Source organism: Salsipaludibacter albus, assembly GCF_019798055.1.
Taxonomy (GTDB): domain Bacteria; phylum Actinomycetota; class Nitriliruptoria; order Nitriliruptorales; family Nitriliruptoraceae; genus Salsipaludibacter; species Salsipaludibacter albus.
In genome coordinates, this window is record NZ_JAHOPH010000024.1 from 38,545 (window position 1) to 58,068 (window position 19,524).

Consider the following 19,524-nt stretch of genomic DNA (forward strand, 5'->3'; position numbering starts at 1 on the left):
TCCCGCTCGGGTCAGCGCGTCCGGGGTGGCTGGCAGGACGGGCACCAGGCGACGTGTCGCGCGTTGCCCCCCAGTGCGGTGGAGGCGAGGGGGGTGCCGCAGCGACGGCAGGTCCGGCCGTCTCGTCCGTACACCCACAGTTCGCCCGGTCGCGCCCCGGGGACGGTCGTCCGCCGGACCCGGTCGATGTTGGCGACCAGTTCCCGGCGGCCCCGAGCATAGACGTCGCGCAACTCGTCGTCGGTCAGCAGGTCGGTGGGCGTGCGGGGGTCGAGCCCGGCCACGTGGCAGGCCTCGACGGCCAGCACGTTGCCCAGGCCGGCCGCGACGGACTGGTCGAGGAGCGTGACGTGCAGCGGACGCACCGGGCGGTCCCGCAGCCGACGGACGACCGCGTCGAGGTCGACGTCGTCGGCCAGGTCCGGCCCGAGTCGTCCCAGGACACGGTGGCGCGTCTCGCGGCCCGGCTCCAGCAACTCGGCGACCGGGGCCTTCCGGCACGTCGCCCGTGCCTCGGACGTGGTCAGGGCGATGCGCACGTCCCGTCCCCGCGGGGGTCCCGGGGGTGCCGGGCGGGTGACGTCCCAGCGGCCGGGCATGCCGAGGTGCACGTGCAGGACGACCGGGTCCGCCTCGTCGGGGTCGAGGTCGACCAGCAGGTGCTTGCCGTGGACGCGAACACCACGCACCTCCACCGGGCTCGGTGCCGGCGTCACCAGTCGCGGCATCACCAGCTCGGCCCGGCGGCCCACCAGCACGGGGCCCAGTCGCCGGGCGTGGCGGTGGATCGTGTCACCCTCCGGCACGGATGGGCCTTCCTGGTCGGGCGAGGCGGCCTGGACGACGACACCCCGGCGCCTTCAAGGCGCCGGGGTGTCGTGGATTCGGGTCCGACCTACAGGTCGTAGGGACGCAGGGTGCTGCGTCCGTTCTCCTTGGCACGCTTGGCGCCGGCCTCGAGAAGCTCGTGGACCTTGGCGTTGAGCGCGTCCGGGACATCGGACGAGAGGCGAAGGTCGAGGCCCTTGACGGCTTCCTTGACCTTGCTGGTGACGATCACGTTGTCTGCCACCGCGATTCCTTTCTCAGCGGTTGTCTGGGCAGACTAGGGGGTTCGTGGGGTCGTTTCGCGCACCAATGACCGTCCGATGGGGTCTTTCGGGGGCGTTCGGATGCTTGACGGGGGCGGTTGGGCCTCGTGACCGACGAATCGGTGGTCCCATCGAGGGCTCACGCGCCCCAGTGGGCTGTTTCCCGTGCCACGAGCCCCCCCGGAGTGACCACGAAGCCGTGCTCCTGCAGCCACTGTCCGATCGGGTGGTCCGCGGCCTCGATCCCGTCGATCCGCTGCAGCCTGACCCGTCCACCGAGCGCGTCGACCCTCGCCAGGAGGGGCTGGACCCAGTCGGGCTCGGTGGCGGTCGGGAAGGTGACCAGCGAGCGTCCGCCGCGTTCCAGCAGGACCCGTGGCTGCCCGTCGCCGAGGACCACCAGGCCACCCACCGACCGGGACGGCCGCCCGTCGGTGGCAGGCCAGTCCAGGATCGCTCCCCAGGGCTGGGCCGGGTCCGTGGCGGCGAGCACGACCGTGCCGGTGGAGGACTCGCGCTGGGCCCGCAGGCGGTCGACCACGCCGGGGAGGGCGAACTGGGCGGCGCCGAGGCCGGCCACGAAGTAGCCGCGACGAACGGTGCCGGTGGCCTCCATCCCGGACAGGATGGGGTAGATCCCGGCCCAGGCTCCCGGGATGCCCTCGGACCGCACGCCGTCTCCGGTCACGACACCCTGGCGCTCCAGCAGGGCACCCGCCACGGCATGCTGGCGCCGGGTCACGGCCTCGGCGTCGGGGGTCGTGGGCACGTCCGGTCCGGCATCGTCCCGGTCCTCGTCGGGGTCCGCGTCCGACACCTCCGGCCCGGACAGCAGGTCGGTGGCGGTCCATCGTCCCTGCGCCGCCGGTGGCCCACCCCGGCGCAGCCGCCCGGGACGGCGTCGACGTCGTCGGCCGCCACCACCACCGGCGGTGCGGGCCCGGACCGCGGCGAACGAGTCGTTGACCACCTCGCCGGCCCAGACCAGGTCCCACAGGGCGTCGAGCACGTCCTCGACGGCCCCGCCACCGGCGGCGTCGTACAGGTCGGGCCAGAAGGCGGTCACCGACCCCGCCAGGTGGACCCGCAGTCGGTCGTGGACCTCGCCGCTCGGCGGGTCGCCCAGCGGCTCGGGCAGCAGGTCGAGGTGGTCGCGGAACGCCAGGGCGAGGCGTCCGTCGCGTCGGCCCACCGACTCCACCCCGCGCCAGGCGACCTCGCCGGTGGCCAGCGCCTGGTCCAGCAGGCCGGTCGCGTCCCCGGCGACCCGTGCCGCGAGCACCTGGGACTCCAACGTCGAGGCCGCCAGCGACACCCCCTCCAGCACCTCGATGGCATCCAGCAGGGCCTCGATCCCCATCTGGGGGTCCACGACCCCGTGCCAGTCGACGAGGAACCGGGCGAAGGCGGCCTGGTCGACCGGCTCGATCTCGTTGCGCAGTGCGGCCAGGGAGCGCCGCTTGAGCTGGCGGACGACCTCGATGTCGGCCCATTCGAGGTCGCCGCCACCGGGACGGAAGGCGCCCTGGGTGATCCGGTCGTCGGCCTCCAGGGCGCGCAACGCCCCGGTGACGCGGTCGGCCGTCGTGCCCAGGCGGTTGGCCGCCTCCGCCGCCGTGAACGGGGTGTGGGTGCGGGCGTGACGGGCGACCAGGGCGACCAGGGGAGCGGGGACCGGGTCGGTGAAGGCCGACGGGAGTCCGGGCGGCAGCGCCACTCCCAGGCCGTCGCGCAGCCGGGCGGCGTCCTCGGCCGCGGCCCAGCGGGACTCGCCGGCCATCCCGACCTCGATGACCCGGCGCGTGGCGACGAGGTCGTCGAGGTGGTCGCGCACCCGGTCGGGGTCGCGCACCCGGTCGGCCAGCTCCTCGAGGGTCAGCGGACCGAGGTCGGCCACCAGGTCGGCGATCCCGTCCGCGTCCCGCAGTCGTCGGTCCCGGCCGCGCGGGTCGATCGGCTCGAGGTGCTGGAGCTCGGCCGCCACCACGGCCACCACCTCCGGGTCGAGCAGCTCGCGCAGCTCGGTGTCGCCCAGCAGCTCGGCCAGCAGGTCGGGGTCCAGGGCGAGCGCGGCCGCGCGTCGCTCGGCCGCGGGGGCGTCGTAGTCGTACATCCACTGCCCGACCCAGGAGAAGAGCAGCGACTGCGCCCAGGGGGACGGGCTCGCGGTGTCGACGACACGGACCTTGAGCTTGCGGGTCCGCAGGTCCTCGAGCACCTCGGTGAGCGCGGGGAGGTCGAACACGTCCTGGAGGACCTCGCGGGTGGCCTCCAGCAGGATCGGGAAGGTCGGATGGCCCAGCGCCACCTGGAGCAGGTTGGCGGCCCGCTGGCGCTGCAGCCACAGGGCGGTGCGCTGTCCGGGACGTCGCCGGGGCAGCAGCAGGGCCCGTCCGGCGGCCTCACGGAAGCTGGTGGTGAACCGGGAGGTCGTGACCAGCCGGCTCCGCAACAGGTCCTGCACGTCGGCGGGGTCCAGCGCGAGCAGGTCCGCGTCGACCTCGTCGTGGGCCTCCTGCAGGCGCAGCACGATCCCGTCGTCGGTCCACAGGACCTCGGGTTCGAGACCCTGCTCGACCATGCGGGCCTCGATCGCCATCGCCCACGGGGCCAGCACCGGGGCGCCGAGCGACGCGTGCACCACGATCCGCCAGTCCCCGAGCTCGTCGCGGAAGCGCTCGACCACGATGGTGCGGTCGTCGGGCACCTGCCCGGTGGCGGCCGCCTGCTCGGCCAGGTAGGTGACGAGGTTGGTGGCGGCCCGCTCGTCCAGCCCGTGCTCGGTGCGGAGGCGGGCGAGGGCGTCGTCGCGGTCCTGGGACGACAGCTCGCGGGCCAGCCTGCCCATCGCCCGGCCGAGCTGGACCGAGCGGCCGGGTCCGTCCCCGTGCCAGAACGGCAGCTTCCCGGGGCGTCCCGGGGCGGGCGAGACCACGACCCGGTCGTGGGTGATGTCGTCGATCCGCCACGTCGATGCGCCGAGCACGAACCGGTCGCCGACGCGCGACTCGTGGACCATCTCCTCGTCCAGCTCGCCGACCCGGGTGTTGTCGCCCAGGACCACCCGGTACAGGCCGCGGTCGGGGATCGTGCCGGCGTTGACCACGGCCAGCTGCTGGCTGTTGGCCCGTGCCCGCAGGACGCCGTCGACCCGGTCCCACACGATCCTGGGCCGCAGCTCGGAGAACTCGTCGGAGGGGTAGCGCCCCGCCAGCAGGTCGAGGACGGCCAGGAACACATCCCGGCCCAGTTCGGCGTACGGCGCGGCGCCGCGGACCAGGTCGTAGAGCTCGTCGACCGGCACGTCGTCCATCGCCACCATCGCGACGACCTGCTGTGCCAACACGTCCAGGGGGTTGCGGGGGTAGCGCAGGGGCTCGACGTCGCCCGCCAGCATCCGCTCGGCCACCACGGTCGCCTCGAGCAGGTCGTGGCGGAACTTGGGGAAGATGACCCCCCGCGAGGTTTCGCCGACCTGGTGGCCGGCCCGCCCGACGCGCTGCAGTCCGGAGGCCACCGAGCCCGGCGACGCGACCTGCACCACCAGGTCGACCGCGCCCATGTCGATGCCCAGCTCGAGGCTGGACGTCGCGACCAGCCCGCGGATGCGTCCCTCCTTCAGGGCGTCCTCGAGGTCACGGCGGTTGGCCTTGGAGAGCGACCCGTGGTGGGCACGGACCAGTGGCTCGACGTCCGAGGTCAGGACCTGGTGGACACCGTCGGCGAGGTCGGGGTCGAACGGGTCGAGTCGATCCGTCGGCAGTCCGACGTCCTCGAGACGAGAACGGCGCACCCGGCGGGCGTGGACGTCGTTGACGTCCGCCGCCAGGCGCTCGGCCAGCCGTCGGGCGTTGACGAACACGATGGTGGAGGTGTGTGCGGTCACCAGGTCGACCAGCCGGGGATGCATCGCCGGCCAGATGCTGGCCGTGGTCGCCTCGGCCGGGTCGAGGTCGGTGGCGTCGGGTGCGACGGGTGCGGACAGGTCGTCGACCGGGACGACCACCTCGAGGTCGATGTTGGGGCGGTCACCGGCGTCGACCACCGTGACCGGCCGGGGACGGGCGCTGTCGTCGGGTCCGATGTCGACCCCGCCGAGGAAGGTGGCGATCTCGTCCAGGGGACGCTGGGTGGCCGACAGGGCCAGCCGCTGGGGCGGGTCGTTGCCGGCCCGCCGGACGACCGCGTCGAGCCGCTCGAGCGTCAGTGCCAGGTGGGTGCCGCGCTTGGTGGGGGCCATCGCGTGGATCTCGTCCACGATGACGGTGCGCACGTCGGCCAGGGTCTCCCGTCCCCTGGACGTCAGGTAGAGGTAGAGGGATTCCGGGGTGGTGATCAGGATGTCGGGCGGCGTGCGGATCAGCCGGGCCCGGTCGCGTGACGACGTGTCGCCCGTGCGGATCCCCACGGTCGGGACGCGCACCTGGGTCTCGAGCCGCTGTGCGGCCAGTTCGATGCCGGTCAGCGGGGCCCGGAGGTTGCGGTCGATGTCGACCGCCAGTGCACGCAGGGGCGACAGGTACACGACCTGGGTCGAGGTGGGTGGCTCGTCGGCCGTCATCAGTGCGTCGATGGCGGCGAGGAAGGCCGCCAGCGTCTTGCCCGAGCCCGTCGGGGCCAACAGCAGGGTGGACTGGCCGTCGCGGATGGCCGGCCAGGCGGCCTGCTGGGCCGGTGTGGGCGTGGCGAAGGTCGTGGCGAACCACTCGGCGACCGGCCGGGAGAACCCGTCCAGCACGTCGGCGAGCTCCTCGCCGCTCATCGGACCAGGGCCCAGTCGGGCAGGGGGCGACCGGGCTCGCGGCCGGTCCGCACCGAGGCGCTGCCCGACCCCACGTGCTCCTCCAGCCACGGGAGGTCGTCGTCGCCCGGACCGTCGAGGTGGTCCAGCAGGTCCGCGAGGCAGGCCGGGTAGACGTCCTCGCGGGCCGCGAGCACGGCGAGCTCGTCGGACGGCCACCATCTCCAGTCGTCCAGCGACTCGTGCTCGTAGTCCTCGAGGTGGTGCGCGACCAGGGCCGGGCGATCGCCGACCCCGGCGAGCCAGAACGACTCGACCTGCTCGGTCCAGCGGCCCAGGAAGGTGAACTCGGCGCGCCGGTGCAGGACCGCCGGTCCACGCAACGCCACGGCGATCCCGGTCTCCTCGTGGAGCTCGCGGACGGCGGCCTCGCGGGCGGTCTCGCCCGGCCCGGTCCCCCCGCCGGGCGTGAACCAGAAGCCCTCGTCGTCGACCCGCGCGTGGCACAGCAGCACGGCGCCGACGTCGTCCCGCACGATCACGCGTCCGGCCCGACGCGAGATCACGGGCGTGCGGGCGCGGACGACGACCGGTGACGTTCGTGGCGGGGCGCGACCCACCAGGCCAGCAGGAACCACCCAGCACCAAGGACGGTGTGCACCAGGGCGAAGGCCAGCGACGGGGGATCGATCCAGGTGACCACCACCGAGCGGGTCCACAGCGCCACGGTCCAGCCGACGAACAGCCAGCGGAGCCAGTCCGCCCGGCCCGGTCGCGTCGCCAGCAGGCCAGCCGTCGCCAGCCCGACCACCAGGGAGCCCCCGATGCGCACCAGGGCCCAGGGATCGTCGGTCTCGGCGCTGGTCAGCAGGCCGATGCGGCCACCCCAGGACACGAGTGTCCAGGCGGCCACCGCGACGGCGAGCAGGCGGTTCGACATGGTCGGGAGCGTATGCGAGCACCGGGACAGTCCGACCCCGCAGGCCGACCACCGGCCTAGGCTGCCACCATGCCTGATCTCACCACCATCGCCGCCCGCAGCACCGACGACGTCGACCTGACGGACCCGACCGCCGTGTCGCAGACCCGGGTGATCGCCGAGCAGTTGCTGGACACCGGGGCGTCGCGGTCGGTGCTGCAGGACCTCGCCCGCGACCCCGACGTCGGCATCGACGTCCGGGTGGCCACCAAGCTGGCCGAGTCCCGCCGACTGGTCGACGCCCTGCCGGACCCGCTGCCCCGGGTGCAGGTCCAGTTCGCGATGTGGGGTGAGCACCGCAGGCTGCGACCGCGGGCGCCGGACAACCCGGCCGGCGAGGACTCGCTGCGCGTGAAGCTCGACCAGCTCGGGTGGCTGCTGGACGACCGGGGCCTCGACTGGCGGCTGGTGGCGGTCGACGACGGCAGTCCGGACGACGATGCGTCGGTCGCCCGCGAGATGGCCCACATGCACCCGCTGGGGGAGCGGGTCGTGGTGGCCGAGCTGGCGGACGCCATCCCCACCGACGAGGGACCGCTGGCCGGCCTGGGCGACGTCGACGCCTCCCGCAAGGGTGGTGCCATGGTGCTGGGTGCCCAGCTGGCCCTGGACGACGGCATGGACGCCGCGGTGCTGACCGACGCCGACAACTCGGTCGACCTCGGCCAGCTGGGGCTCCTGCTGGCGCCCTTCGTGGCCGGCGTGCCGGTGGTCGTCGGGGACCGCAAGCATCCCGACGCCGTGCTGCGCAAGGCCGAGGCCCGCTGGGGCCCGGGGATCGTGGTCCTCAGGCACATGCAGCGCATGGTCGGGCGCGCCCTGTTCTCGCGGGGGCTGCGCGACACCCAGGCGGCGTTCAAGCTGTTCGGCCGCGACGCCCTGGTGGACATCCTCGCCGCGCCCTCGACGTACGGGTTCTCGTTCGACCCGGACTGGCTGTACGGCGCCCTGGCCAGCGGCCACGAGATCGCCACGACCCCGTTCGCCTTCGTGGACTCCTTCGCCGAGTCGGCATCGCTGACCCAGGGGCCGATGACGACCTGGCAGTCGCTGCTGGTCGGGCTGACCGCGTCGGCCCGGTCGCGAGGCGCGGACCACGACGAGGACATGGCCGCGCTGGTCAGCGACCACGCGAGCGTGGCCGACCTCGAACGCATCGTCGCCCGTGCACCGGCCGTGCTCGCCCAGGCGGACCCGGCACGCCTGGGTGACCCCGAGCTGATGTCGGTCGCCGACCTGCGTGCCTGGATCGAGGACCTGCTCGCGACCGAGCCCGACGACCAGCCCGGTCCGGTCGCGGGTGCGCTCCCGGGGAACCCCTAGGCTCGACTCCCGGTGCGCGATGCCCGGACGACCGAGGGGCCAGCAGTGGCGATGGGACACGGAGACCGCCTGAGTGCCGTGGACGCGGCCTTCCTCGAGATGGAGACGCCGACGCAGCACATGCACGTCGGGGGGCTGTTCCTGTTCGAGCCGGGCCCGGACTCGACGTTCACGTTCGACCGGTTCCAACGGCTGGTGCGCTCCCGGCTGCACCTGGTCCCGCGCTATCGCCAGACCATCGCCTGGACCCCGCTGGGCCTGGCCCAGCCGATCTGGGTCGACGACCCCGCCTTCGACCTCGCCTACCACGTCCGCCACGCCGCACTGCCACGTCCCGGGGGCATCGACCAGCTCCTGGAGTACGCGGGCAGGATCCTGTCGCGACCCCTCGACCGCAGCAAGCCCCTGTGGGAGGCCTACGTCGTCGAAGGGCTCGAGGACGGCCGGATCGCGCTGGTGACCAAGAACCACCATGCGATGATCGACGGGGTGGCCGGCGTGGACATCGTCGGCGTGCTGCTCGACGACGACCCGGTGACCCCCGCGGAACTGCCCCGCCCGCAGGCGTGGGAGCCGCGGCGGGCACCCGGCGGCCTGGAGCGCACCACCGATGCCGTGCGTGAGCTGGTCCGACAGCCGGCATCGGTCGTGTCGCGTGCGCGGCGGGTGGCCGAGCGCCCGGTCGACGTCCTGCGGCGCACTGCTGCCGTCGGCCAGGGCATCGCCTCCATGGCGACCAGCGGGCTGTCCGGCGGTCTCGCTGGGAAGTCGGTCCTCAACCAGGCGCCCGGCATCTCGCGGCGCTTCGTCGTCGAGCAGCTGGACCTCGGCGAGATCAAGGAGGTCAAGAACGCGCTCGGTGGCACGGTCAACGACGTCGTGCTCGCCGTGTGCGGCGACATGCTGGGCCGGTTCCTGCGGGCCCGCGGCGAGCGCACCGCCGGCGACGACCTGCGGATCATGGTCCCGGTGAGCGTGCGCACCACCGCCAACCACGACAACCAGGTCACGGCGGTGTTCGTCGACGTCCCGGTGGGCGAGATGGACCCGGTCGAGCGACTGGCGTCGGTCACGCGGCGGATGGGCGACGTCAAGTCCACCCACCAGGCCGTCGGGGCGGACTTCCTGCTGAGCATGACCGGGTTCGCACCCCCGACGATCCACGCCGCCGCGGCCCGGGTCGCCTCGGGTGCCCGGCTGTTCAACGTGGTCATCACCAACGTGCCCGGGCCCCAGCACCCGATCTATGCACTGGGCGCTCGGCTCGTCGGCGGCTTCCCGTTCGTGCCACTGGCCGCCACGCAGTCGCTGGCGATCGGCCTGGTGTCCCTGGACGGCATCGTCAACGTCGGGTTCACCGCGGACTACGACGCACTGCCGGACGTCTCCGCCATGCCGGAGATGGTGCGCGCCAGCCTGGAGGACCTCGTGGCGTGCGCCCGGGCGGTCGGACGATGAGGCTGCGCGTGCAGCGGCTCCGTGACGACGTGGTGCTGCCCCGCCGCGCACACCCGGGCGACGCCGGTCTCGACCTGCGCATCGCCGAGGAGGTGGTGCTCGAGCCGGGCGCACGGGTCGCGGCGGGCACGGGCCTGGTCGTCGCCGTGCCGGAGGGCCACGTCGGGCTGGTCCATCCGCGCTCTGGCCTGGCGCTGCGTGACGGCGTCACCGTCGTCAACGCGCCGGGCACCATCGACGCCGGCTACCGGGGCGAGGTCAAGGTCGCCCTGGTCAACCTGTCCGACCGGGTCGCGCGCCTCGCGCCGGGGGAGCGTGTGGCCCAGCTCGTGGTCCAGGCGGTGGCCCTGCCGGAGGTCGAGGAGGCCACCGACCTGGCCGACGAGCACACCTCGCGGGGGGCCGGCGGGTTCGGCTCCAGCGGTCGCGACTGACGCTGCGGGCAACCTGCCCCGGGCCGGTCGATCGGTTTGTGTCGCCTCGCCGGCTCGGCTACCTTGGCCGGTCGCACGCGGTAGTAGCTCAGTTGGCTAGAGCGCCACCTTGCCAAGGTGGAGGTCGTGGGTTCGAATCCCATCTACCGCTCCAGCGCGAACGATTCGCACAGGGCCCCTCGCGTGATCCGCGTGGGGTCCTCGACGTTGGGCCAGTGGGGCGATCCGACGTCGGGCCGTACCGTTCGCCTGGCAACGACGCCTCGCTCGAGGAGCCCCAGCCGTGACGTTCCACGTCCCGTCCACGTCCCCCGGCCCCACCGTCGCACCGCCCCTGCACGGCATCGACCACCTCGAACTGTGGGTCGGCAACGCCCGCCAGGCCGCCCACTTCTGGATGACCGCCCTGGGCTTCGACGCCGTCGCGACCCTGCATCCGCATCCCGACCGCGTGTCGCACGTGCTCACCCAGGGCGACATCCGCCTGGTGATCACCGGTGCCCGCCTGGCCGACAGCGAGGTCGCCGCCCACGTGCGACGCCACGGGCACGCCGTGCGCACGGTGGCCTTCCGGGTCGCCGACGCCACCCGGTCGCACGACCACGCGGTCGCCGGTGGGGCCCGGTCGGTGCAGGCGCCCCACCTCGTCGTCGATGATCGGGGTCCCCACATGGCGGCATCGGTGGCGGCCTTCGGGGACGTCGTCCACGCCTTCATCGAGGAGGCCGAGCCGTCCTCGCACGACGTGGCGGCCACGACCTGCGACCTGCCGACCGTCGCCCCCGGGCTCCCGGCGGTCGGACTGGTCGCGATCGACCACGTGGTGGGCAACGTGCCGGCCGGCACCCTGGGCGAGTGGGTCGACCACCACGTCCGCACGCTCGGCCTGCAGCCGCTGAGCTCGTTCGGCGAGGACGTGTCGACGGACCGGACCGCCCTGCGCTCCACGGTGCTGCGCGACGCGTCCGGGACCGTCACCCTCCCCCTGAACGAGCCGGCGGCGGGCACGCACCGGTCCCAGATCGAGGAATTCCTCGAGGCCAACGGGGGCCCCGGGGTCCAGCACGTGGCGATCCGCACCGACGACATCGTCGCATCGGTCGCGGCGATGCGACGTCGCGGCGTGCGGTTCCTCGACGTCCCCCGCGGCTACCACGTCGAGGCCCGACAGCGGGTCGGCGAGGTGGGTGCGTCCTGGGACCGGCTGGAGGAGCACGACATCCTGGTCGACCGGGACGAGCAGGGCCACCTGCTGCAGGTGTTCACCGAGCCCCTCCAGGACCGTCCGACCCTGTTCCTGGAGTTCATCCAGCGCGAGGGTGCCACCGGCTTCGGTGCGGGCAACTTCGGGGCCCTGTTCGCCGCGATCGAGCGGGAGCAGGCTGCCCGGGGCAATCTCTGACGACCCGCGCGTCCTGACCTCGCTCAGGCCCAGGCTGCCGCGATCGCGCGCAGGGCCGACTCGGCGTCCTCCAGGCTGGTGGCCAGCGGCTCGAGGGCCGGCACGGTGACACCGGCGTCGGTGTAGTCGGCGATGCGGGCGGCGACCGTGTCGGCGTCGCCGAGCAGGAACAGGTCGTCGACGACGTCGTCGGTGAAGGCGGCCACCATGGCCTCGCGGTCACCCGACCGGGCCGCCCGGGCGATCTCCCGGGCGGTCTCGGTGTAGCCCATCCAGTCGTAGAAGCGGTTGTAGCCCGGCGTCGCGATGTAGGGCGCGAAGGTCTGCCGCACGACGGCACGCATGGCCGGGACGTCGTCGGTCACCCCGACGAACAGTCGCGCCACCACCGGGAAGTCGGCCGGCAGCTCCCTGCCCGCGGCGGTCGCGCCGGTCCGCACCTCGGCCAGCATGTCCTCGAGGTGGTGCGGCCCGAACTGGTTCAGGCACAGCCCGTCGGCGAGTTCCCCGGTCAGGCGCAGTGACTGGCGGTTCAGGGAGCCGATGAAGAGCGGGACCGGCGTGGGTGCCGGGGCCGGGTAGCGGTAGCCCCCCATCCGCACGTGGTCGCCGTCCAGCGACCCGCGCTCACCGTCGAGCACCGGGCGCAGGGCCAGGGCCATCTCGCGGACGTGCTGGAGCGGGCGGTCCCAGGCGATCCCGCCGAAGCGCTCAACCAGTGGTGGGGAGGAGGCACCGATCCCCAGCGTGAACCGGCCACCGGTGAGGTCGGCCAGGCTCAGGGCCGACATGGCCAGGACGAAGGCGGTCCGTGTCTGCACGGGCACCACGGCGACGCCCAGGTCCATGTCGGTGCCGGGGGCGAGCGCTCCCAGGATCGTCATCGCGTCCGGACCGGCCACCTCCGACGCCCACCCCTCGGCGAACTCCAGGTCGGCGGTGCGCCGCACGAGCTCGACGACGGCCCGGCTGCCGATGGCGGTCGGACCGAGCGACAGGGACAGCCGGGGACGAGGCATGGAGGCTCCGGGTGCACGGGGTCGGCGTCGAGGACCAGCCTAGGTGGGTGACCACCACGCCCGTGGTGGCTGTGCCGCCGCTGTACCGTGTCCGGCCGACTGGTCGCGTCGCCCGACCGGTGACTGCCGATCCCGAGGCCGTCGTGTCCCCTCGTCGCTCGCTGCCCCGACTGCTGCCCTGGTTCGCGGCTGCCGTGGTGCTGGCCGGCTGCCCCGGCGGATCCGAGTCTCCAGCCCCGACCAGCCCGGTGCAGGACGCCTCGGCAGGCCCGTCGTCGTCGGACCCGTCGGTGACGTCGTCGGACGCCACCGAGCCGGCGGCCACGCCGACCCCGACCCCCAGCCCGACGCCGGTGTCGGCACCCAGCGGGAGCGGCGCCGTCGTGGTCGTGGCCGCGGACGACACCACGGAGGCCCCGGTCGGCGGGGACTGCATGGTCTCGGGTCCGGCGCTGCCCGACGACCCGGTCGGGGACGTCCTGCTCGACGACGTGGAGGTGCTGATCGGCGTCGACACCTTCGTCGGGCCGGTCGGCGAGTCGGTCACCGACCGGCCCCTGGTCGTCGTGGTCGACGGCGAGGCCGACGACGCGACCGTGCGGATGACCGGCGGTCCGGTCGTGGACTGGGACACGTGGCAGGGGCCGATCGGGTCGCTGGAACTGGCGGACCCGGTCGCCGTCGACGGGGTCACCACGGTCCAGGCCCGCCTGACGGCGCGTCTCGCACGTGGCGAGCAGGTCTACCGCCGAGAGCGTGCACCCCAGCCCGCACCGACGGAACCGGCTCCCGCCACGCCCGCCCCGACCGACACCCCGACGGCGGCGGCGTCCGGGGTGACGTCAGGGGTGGCCGACGTGCGGCAGGTCGCGCTGGTCCAGCCGGCTCCCTCGCCCAGTGCGGCTCCCGTCGAGGCCCTCGACCTCGCCCTGGACGTGGTCTGCACGGTCGTGGGATGAGGTTCAGCCCCGGCGTTCGGCCTCGGCCCAGTCGGCGAAGGCCTGCAGGCTCGCCGGGTTCGCCAGGGCACCGCGCGAGGCTGCCTCGTCCACCGGCGTCCCCGCCAGGATCCGCTTGACCGGCACCTCGAGCCGCTTGCCCGACAGGGTGCGCGGGATCGCCTCGACCGCGACGACGCGGTCCGGCACGTGCCGTGGGGACAGCTGGTCGCGCAGCGTGGCGCGGACCTCTGCCACGAGGTCGTCGTCGACGCTCGCGCCGTCGGCCGGTGCGAGGAACAGGACGAGCTCGCCCATCGAGTCGTCGGGGTCCTGGCCGGGCAGGTGGACCACCAGGGCGTCGTCGACCCGGTCGATCGGGTCGACGACCGCGTAGAACTCCGCCGTCCCCAGGCGGACGCCGCCACGGTTGAGGGTGGCGTCCGAACGGCCGCTGATGATGCAGGATCCACGCTCGGTGATCGTGATCCAGTCGCCGTGGCGCCACACGCCCGGGATGTCGTCGAAGTAGGCCTCGCGCAGGCGGCTGCCGTCGTCGTCACCCCAGAAGGCCACGGGCATGGAGGGCATCGGCTCGGTGATGACCAGTTCGCCCTCCGTGCCGACGACGGGCCGGTGGTCGTCGTCGTAGGCGGCCACGCTCGCGCCGAGCATCCGGCACGGGATCTCGCCCCGACGGACCTCCACGAGCGGCGCCGGCCCCACGAAGGCGGTGCACAGGTCGGTCCCACCGGACAACGAGCCGATCTGGGCGCGCGAGGACACCTCGGCGGCGAGCCAGTCGAACCCGGCCGGGGGCAGCGGCGCGCCCGTGGAGCCGATCCCACGCAGTCGCGACAGGTCGTGGTCGGTGCCCGGATGGATGCCCGCCTTGCGACAGGCCATGACGAACGGGGCGGAGACACCCGCGTAGGTGGTGCGGCTGTCGGCGACCAGCTCCCACAGCGTGTCGAGGTCGGGATGGCCCGGGTTGCCGTCGAACATGATCGTGGCCGCCCCCACCAGCCCGGCCGAGACCAGGAAGTTCCACATCATCCAGCCGGTCGTGGAGTACCAGAAGAAGCGATCGCGACGGCCCATGTCCAGGTGCAGCCCGAACGTCTTGCAGTGCTCCAGCAGGATGCCCCCGTGTCCGTGGACGATCGGCTTGGGCAACCCGGTCGTCCCGGACGAGAACAGGACGTACAGGGGATGGTCGAACGGCACCTCCACGAAGTCCATGTCGCCCGGCTGGCCGGCGAGCTCGTCCCAGGGGATGGCGTGGCGGAGTTCGGCGTCCGGGTCGAGGTAGCCCAGTGCCACCAGGTGCTCGACCGAGTCGAGGGCGTCGAGGACCGCCGCGACCTCGTCGCGTCGGTCGATCCCGCGATCGCCCCAGCGGTAGCCGTCCACGGCCAGCAGGACCTTCGGCTCGACCTGGGAGAGTCGGTCGATGACCGAGCGGGTCCCGAACTCCGGGGCGACCGAGGACCAGATCGCGCCCAGGGAGGCGGTCGCCAGGAAGGCCACCAGGGTCTCGGGGATGTTGGGGAGCCAGGCCGCGACCCGGTCGCCGCGGCCGACCCCGAGTCGTTGCAGGCCGGCGCGGACGGCCCCCACGGCCGTGTTCAGCTGCCGCAGGGTCAGGGCGCTGTCCGGGCGGGTCTGGGACCGCGCGATGATCGTGGCGTCGTCGGCCGCGCGTCCCCGGGTGGCGAGCAGGTGCCGGGCGTAGTTGATCCGCGCCTCGGGGAACCACACCGCACCGGGCATGGACGCATCGGCGAGGGCCGGCCCCGGGCGGGTGTCGGACGCGACGTTGAACTCGTCCCACACCGCTGCCCAGAACGCCCCCGGGTCGCTCGTCGACCACTCCCACGCGGCCTCGTAGCCACCGTCGGCGACCCGGCGCGGCGCGTACTCCTGCAGGAACCGCCCCATCCGGGTGGTCGTGGGGTCGGTCGGCGGCGACCACATGACCGGCGGCTCCCGCCGGGGCCGGTCCGGGTCGTCGTCGGGACCGGGCGGGCCGGGCTCGCGATCGGTCATGGTCGCCCTGTCGTCGGGCCGCTGAGGGTAGGCGCGCCACCGGCGGCGTTGTCGGCCGTCGGGTCACCGGCCGAGGGACGGGTGCCGCCCTATCGTGGCGTGGGCGTCGTCGGGTCGAGGAGCGGGAGCGGGATGGACCAGGAGTTGCTCGCGCGTGCACGTGCCTGGGTGGCCGGTGATCCGGATCGCGACTCGGCGGCCCAGCTCCAGGCGATGGTCGACGCCGGGGCCGAGGAGGCCCTGCGCGACCACGTGGCCGGGGACCTGGCCTTCGGTACCGCCGGGCTGCGCGGGGCGGTCGGACCGGGCCCCGACCGGATGAACCGGGCCGTGGTGATCCGGGCGACCCGCGGTCTCGCCGACCACCTGCTGGCCACGGTCGACGGGGCGCGTGAGCGGGGGGTCGCGGTGGGCTTCGACGCCCGACCGGACTCCGAGCGCTTCGCCCACGACGTGATGTCGGTGCTGCTGGCCGCGGGCTTCACGGTGCACGCCCACCTCACGCCGACCGCCACCCCACTGGTGGCCTTCGCCGCCCGGCGCCTGTCCACGGCCGCAGCGGTCGTGGTGACGGCGTCACACAACCCCCCGGCCGACAACGGCTACAAGGTCTACGACCAGCACGGTGTCCAGATCACCCCACCCGACGACCGGCTGATCGCGGAGGCCATCGCTGCCGTGGGCCCCGCGGTCGACGTTCCCGGGGTCGGCGACGGCATCGAGGGCGTCCACGAACTCGGGGAGGAGGCCATGGCGGCCTACGTCGCCGCGATCACCGCTGACGAGGTGGTCGCCGCGCCCCGCGGCGACCACCCGTCGGTCCCGCTGGTGGTCACCCCCATGCATGGTGTGGGCGGGGGTCCGGTCGAGCGGATCCTGCAGGCGCGTGGGCACCACGTGGTCCGCGTGGACGGGCAGTGGGAGCCCGACGGCAGGTTCCCGACCGTGGACTTCCCCAACCCCGAGGAGCCCGGGGCGCTCGACCTGGCCGAGGCCACCGCGACGGACGTGGGCGCAGCGGTCATCCTGGCCAACGACCCCGACGCCGACCGGCTCGCCGTGGCCGTGCCGACGGCACAGGGGTGGCGACGGCTCAGCGGCGACGAGGTCGGCTGCGTGTTCGCCCACCACCTGCTGTCGCGGACGGGTGGCGACCTGGAGCGTCCGCTCGTGGCGTCGTCGATCGTGTCGTCGGCGAGGCTGGGGCGCATCGCGGCCGCGTTCGACGCCCGACACGAGGTCACCCTGACCGGCTTCAAGTGGCTCTGGCGGGCCGGTCGCGAGCTCGCCGACCAGGGCTGGCACTGGGTCATGGGCTACGAGGAGGCGCTGGGTTACAGCCTCGGGGACGCCGTCCGGGACAAGGACGGGATCAACGCCGCCGCGACCATGGCCGACCTGGTGGTGGAGCTGGCCGCCGAGGGGCGGGTGCTGGTCGACCTGCTCGCCGACCTCGACGAACGCTACGGGCGCTGGGCAAACGTCCAGGCCTCGGTCCGGCGCACCGGCGCCACCGGGGCCGACGAGATCCTCGCGGCGGTCGACGCCGCGACCCGGGTGGACGGGGACGCGCTCGGGATGCGCACGATCGAGCGGGTCGTGGACCACCGTGCACCCACGCCGGACGCGCCCGCGTGGCGACCGACCACGCCGCTGGTGGTGTGGCACCTGTCTGGCGGCGGACGGGTGCTCGTGCGACCGTCGGGGACCGAGCCGAAGCTCAAGGTCTACGTCGACCTGCCGCTGGACGACGGCGAGGAGGCCGGGCTCGGCGACGTGCTGGCCGGGCGGACGGTCGAACTGCTGGGCATCGGCGACTGAGCAGCGCGGCGACGCGTGTCGCACGGCGTCGGCACCATGGGGTCCGTGCCCGTCCCGACCCCGCCCCCCCATCAACGAGGTGCACGTGCGCTACGCAATCGACGCCTGGGACCCCAACTACGGCGCCGCGGTCGCGCCGGTGCTCGACCAGTCGACCGCACCCCGCGACCTCGACGTCGAGCGGCCCGAGCGCGACTGGGCCCCGATCGCCGCGGGGACGACGCCCGCGCACGACGTGCTGTTCGTGGACGGCGTGCGCCGGATCGACGCCCGCGTCTGGGCCGTGGGCGACACCCACACGGCCCCCGCGCTGGCCGTGTCCGTGGCCGCCGGGGCCGTGCGGTGCAACGCCACGGCGCGGGTCGTGGACACCCGCGTCGCGCGCTTCCTGGTCGGTCGAGCTGGCCTGGCGCCGATCACGGGCTCCGGGCTGGCCTGGACGCCGCTGGCCGCGGCCGACGACGACGAGGCGACGCTCGTGCAGGCGGTCCAGTCCGAGATGGGTCGACTGGAGGCCCTCGTGGCCGGGGACGTGCCCGATGCCGACCTGGTCGTCCTGGACGGCCCGCTGAGCGGCCGGACCCACCTGGACGACGCGGTCGGCTACGTCAAGAGCCACCGCATGTCGTACCTGCCCGCGTCGGTCGAGGGCGTGGTGCGGCGGCTCGGGCCCGGGGAGCGCACCCCCGTGTTCCTGTTGCAGGCCAACTGGCCACGGTTCTCGTGGTACCTGCGGCTGCCGGGTGGCACCGGTCATCCGTGGGCGGGTGTCGTGCGCATCGAGGCTCCGGCCAACGTCACCGAGGTCGGCGCGGCCGTGGCACTGGCCGACGTCGTGGGGGCCACGCTGCCACGGTTCGCCTCGCCGGCGCACCGGGACGCGCGCGCCCCGGTCAACCTCCTGCCGATCGCCGGGCTCGAGGACACCCTGCACCACCTGCTGGGCGACCGCGACCTGCTCACCCGGCGCCTGCGTCTCGCCGTGGCGTCCTGAAAGGGCCCACAGCGAGGAACGGGAGCACGGCAGTAGCCTCCACGACGTGTCGCCGTCCGGGCGTCCGGCCAAGGAGGAACTCGACACCGTGTCCTCTCGCCGATGACCGACCGTGGTGTCGTGCCGACGTCCCGAGAACCGTCGCCGTTCGTCGGGCGGAGCGCGGCTCTGGACCACCTCCGCGCCGCGCTGCGGGTCGCCCGGGGCGGCCACTTCGCCGGCGTCCTGGTCGCCGGCCCGGCAGGCATGGGCAAGACCCGGCTGGTCGACGAGTTCCGTTCGTGCGTCGGGCCCGGCGTCGGTCGCGTCCTGGTCGGTGCATGCCTGGACGAGGGTGGTGCGTACATGCCGCTGCACCCGATCACCCAGGCCCTCGACGGCCTCGGCGGCGACCTGTGGCTCTCGGACGTGGTCGAGGACCAGGAGCACCACTTCCGCACGATGGCGGCATCGATGTCCCGCGGCGCCCGGCCCGGCCGGGTGCTCGTGCTGGTCGTCGAGGACCTCCACTGGGCCGATGCCACGACGCTGGCGTTCCTGCGCTTCCTCGCCCATGCCCTGGCCGACCAGCCCGTCCTGCTGGTCGGCACCCATCGGGGTGCCGACGAGGCGACGCCCGCCCTGCGTCGGTTCCTGACCGCGATGGACCGGCTGCCGCACCTGTCCCGGCTGGCGCTGGACCCGCTGCCACGCGACGACGTGGCCCGGTTGGTCCACGACCGGGTCGGGTCCTGGATCGACGACGCGACCCTGGACCGGCTGGTGGACCGTGCCGGCGGCATCACCCTGTTCGTCGAGGAGCTCGCGGTCGAGCTGGCGCGTGGGGATGACCGGGTCGTTCCCGCGCGGTTGCGCGACGTCTTCCTGACGCTGGTCGAGGGACTCGACGGGGGGACGTGCGAGCTGCTCGACCTCGCGGCCGTCTGTGGCCCCGAGTTCGGCCACGACCTGCTCGTGCGCGCGGCCGACATGCCCGCCCCGACCGTCGAGAAGCGCGCCGAGGAGCTGGTCGACGCCGGCATCCTGGTGACCGGCCGACCGGGCGACGACTACCGGTTCCGGCATGCCCTGTTGCACGAGACGGTGCGCGACCGGCTCCACCCGGGGACGCGGCGCCGCCTCCACGCCGCCTGCGCCCGCGTGCTCGACGACAGCCCCGGTCTCGCTCCCCGGGGCACCAGTGCCACCAGCGAACGCGCCCGTCACTGGGCCGCCGCGGGGCGTCCGGGCCCGGCGTTGGTGGCACTGGTGCCCCGGGGAGCGAGACCGGGGCTG

15 protein-coding genes and 1 tRNA gene are annotated in these 19,524 nt (G+C 73.9%); 9 read left to right on the plus strand and 7 right to left on the minus strand.

Features of this window, described 5'->3' with window-relative positions:
* Positions 1-11: 11 nt before the first annotated feature.
* From KR546_RS13805 to KR546_RS13825, 5 genes are all read right to left on the minus strand, one after another.
* Positions 12-806: a DNA-formamidopyrimidine glycosylase family protein gene (locus KR546_RS13805; protein ID WP_238445302.1), complete on the minus strand. Its 795-nt coding sequence runs from the start codon at positions 804-806 to the stop codon at positions 12-14.
* An 89-nt stretch (positions 807-895) separates the two neighbouring features.
* Positions 896-1,072, minus strand: a complete 177-nt coding sequence (locus KR546_RS13810) for a DUF1931 family protein (protein ID WP_238445303.1) — start codon at positions 1,070-1,072, stop codon at positions 896-898.
* 158 nt (positions 1,073-1,230) lie between these two features.
* Positions 1,231-5,853: a DEAD/DEAH box helicase gene (locus tag KR546_RS13815; RefSeq protein ID WP_238445304.1), complete on the minus strand. Its 4,623-nt coding sequence runs from the start codon at positions 5,851-5,853 to the stop codon at positions 1,231-1,233.
* Complete coding sequence (locus tag KR546_RS13820; protein WP_238445305.1) at positions 5,850-6,374, minus strand: NUDIX domain-containing protein; 525 nt, start codon at positions 6,372-6,374, stop codon at positions 5,850-5,852. The genes KR546_RS13815 and KR546_RS13820 overlap by 4 nt, the downstream gene beginning before the upstream one ends.
* 20 nt (positions 6,375-6,394) lie before the next feature.
* Complete coding sequence (locus KR546_RS13825; RefSeq protein ID WP_238445306.1) at positions 6,395-6,772, minus strand: hypothetical protein; 378 nt, start codon at positions 6,770-6,772, stop codon at positions 6,395-6,397.
* A gap of 69 nt (positions 6,773-6,841) precedes the next feature.
* On the opposite strand from KR546_RS13825, the gene KR546_RS13830 reads away from it, so the two are divergent.
* From KR546_RS13830 to hppD, 5 genes are all read left to right on the plus strand, one after another.
* Positions 6,842-8,134, plus strand: coding sequence for a glycosyltransferase family protein (locus KR546_RS13830; RefSeq protein WP_238445307.1), 1,293 nt, complete (start codon positions 6,842-6,844; stop codon positions 8,132-8,134).
* Positions 8,135-8,185: 51 nt separating this feature from the next.
* The gene (locus KR546_RS13835; RefSeq protein ID WP_238445308.1) at positions 8,186-9,592 is read left to right on the plus strand and encodes a WS/DGAT/MGAT family O-acyltransferase; all 1,407 of its coding nucleotides are present in this window, start codon (positions 8,186-8,188) and stop codon (positions 9,590-9,592) included.
* On the plus strand, positions 9,589-10,026 hold the full coding sequence (gene dut, locus KR546_RS13840; protein WP_238445309.1) for a dUTP diphosphatase: 438 nt from the start codon (positions 9,589-9,591) through the stop codon (positions 10,024-10,026). The genes KR546_RS13835 and dut overlap by 4 nt, the downstream gene beginning before the upstream one ends.
* Positions 10,027-10,103: 77 nt before the next feature.
* Positions 10,104-10,180 (plus strand) — tRNA-Gly (locus tag KR546_RS13845).
* Between the two features lie 129 nt (positions 10,181-10,309).
* The gene (hppD, locus tag KR546_RS13850; RefSeq protein ID WP_238445310.1) at positions 10,310-11,428 is read left to right on the plus strand and encodes a 4-hydroxyphenylpyruvate dioxygenase; all 1,119 of its coding nucleotides are present in this window, start codon (positions 10,310-10,312) and stop codon (positions 11,426-11,428) included.
* A gap of 23 nt (positions 11,429-11,451) precedes the next feature.
* On the opposite strand, the gene KR546_RS13855 is transcribed toward hppD, so the two are convergent.
* A complete protein-coding gene (locus KR546_RS13855) occupies positions 11,452-12,447 on the minus strand; it encodes an LLM class flavin-dependent oxidoreductase (protein ID WP_238445311.1) in 996 nt (331 codons plus the stop codon).
* 143 nt (positions 12,448-12,590) lie between these two features.
* On the opposite strand from KR546_RS13855, the gene KR546_RS13860 reads away from it, so the two are divergent.
* Positions 12,591-13,406: a hypothetical protein gene (locus KR546_RS13860; RefSeq protein ID WP_238445312.1), complete on the plus strand. Its 816-nt coding sequence runs from the start codon at positions 12,591-12,593 to the stop codon at positions 13,404-13,406.
* Positions 13,407-13,409: 3 nt separating this feature from the next.
* Here the strand turns inward: KR546_RS13860 and KR546_RS13865 are convergent, their stop codons facing one another.
* Positions 13,410-15,362 carry an acetoacetate--CoA ligase gene (locus tag KR546_RS13865; protein WP_238445317.1) on the minus strand — a complete coding sequence of 651 codons (1,953 nt, stop codon included), beginning with the start codon at positions 15,360-15,362 and terminating at the stop codon, positions 13,410-13,412.
* Between the two features lie 204 nt (positions 15,363-15,566).
* Between KR546_RS13865 and KR546_RS13870 the strand changes: the two genes are divergently transcribed.
* The 3 genes from KR546_RS13870 to KR546_RS13880 all read left to right on the plus strand — a co-directional run.
* Positions 15,567-17,255 carry a phospho-sugar mutase gene (locus KR546_RS13870; RefSeq protein WP_238445313.1) on the plus strand — a complete coding sequence of 563 codons (1,689 nt, stop codon included), beginning with the start codon at positions 15,567-15,569 and terminating at the stop codon, positions 17,253-17,255.
* A gap of 85 nt (positions 17,256-17,340) precedes the next feature.
* Complete coding sequence (locus tag KR546_RS13875) at positions 17,341-18,249, plus strand: DNA double-strand break repair nuclease NurA (RefSeq protein ID WP_238445314.1); 909 nt, start codon at positions 17,341-17,343, stop codon at positions 18,247-18,249.
* A 120-nt stretch (positions 18,250-18,369) separates the two neighbouring features.
* Positions 18,370-19,524, plus strand: a 1,155-nt coding sequence (locus KR546_RS13880) for an ATP-binding protein (RefSeq protein WP_238445315.1), incomplete at its 3' end; no start/stop codon positions are given.

Coding starts and splice junctions, on each gene's coding strand:
- KR546_RS13815 (WP_238445304.1), bottom strand. CDS start 5,853: ATGAGCGGCGAGGAGCTCGCCGACGTGCTGGACGGGTTCTCCCGGCCG.
- KR546_RS13825 (WP_238445306.1), bottom strand. CDS start 6,772: ATGTCGAACCGCCTGCTCGCCGTCGCGGTGGCCGCCTGGACACTCGTG.
- KR546_RS13830 (WP_238445307.1), top strand. CDS start 6,842: ATGCCTGATCTCACCACCATCGCCGCCCGCAGCACCGACGACGTCGAC.
- KR546_RS13835 (WP_238445308.1), top strand. CDS start 8,186: ATGGGACACGGAGACCGCCTGAGTGCCGTGGACGCGGCCTTCCTCGAG.
- dut (WP_238445309.1), top strand. CDS start 9,589: ATGAGGCTGCGCGTGCAGCGGCTCCGTGACGACGTGGTGCTGCCCCGC.
- KR546_RS13855 (WP_238445311.1), bottom strand. CDS start 12,447: ATGCCTCGTCCCCGGCTGTCCCTGTCGCTCGGTCCGACCGCCATCGGC.
- KR546_RS13865 (WP_238445317.1), bottom strand. CDS start 15,362: ATGTGGTCGCCGCCGACCGACCCCACGACCACCCGGATGGGGCGGTTC.
- KR546_RS13870 (WP_238445313.1), top strand. CDS start 15,567: ATGGACCAGGAGTTGCTCGCGCGTGCACGTGCCTGGGTGGCCGGTGAT.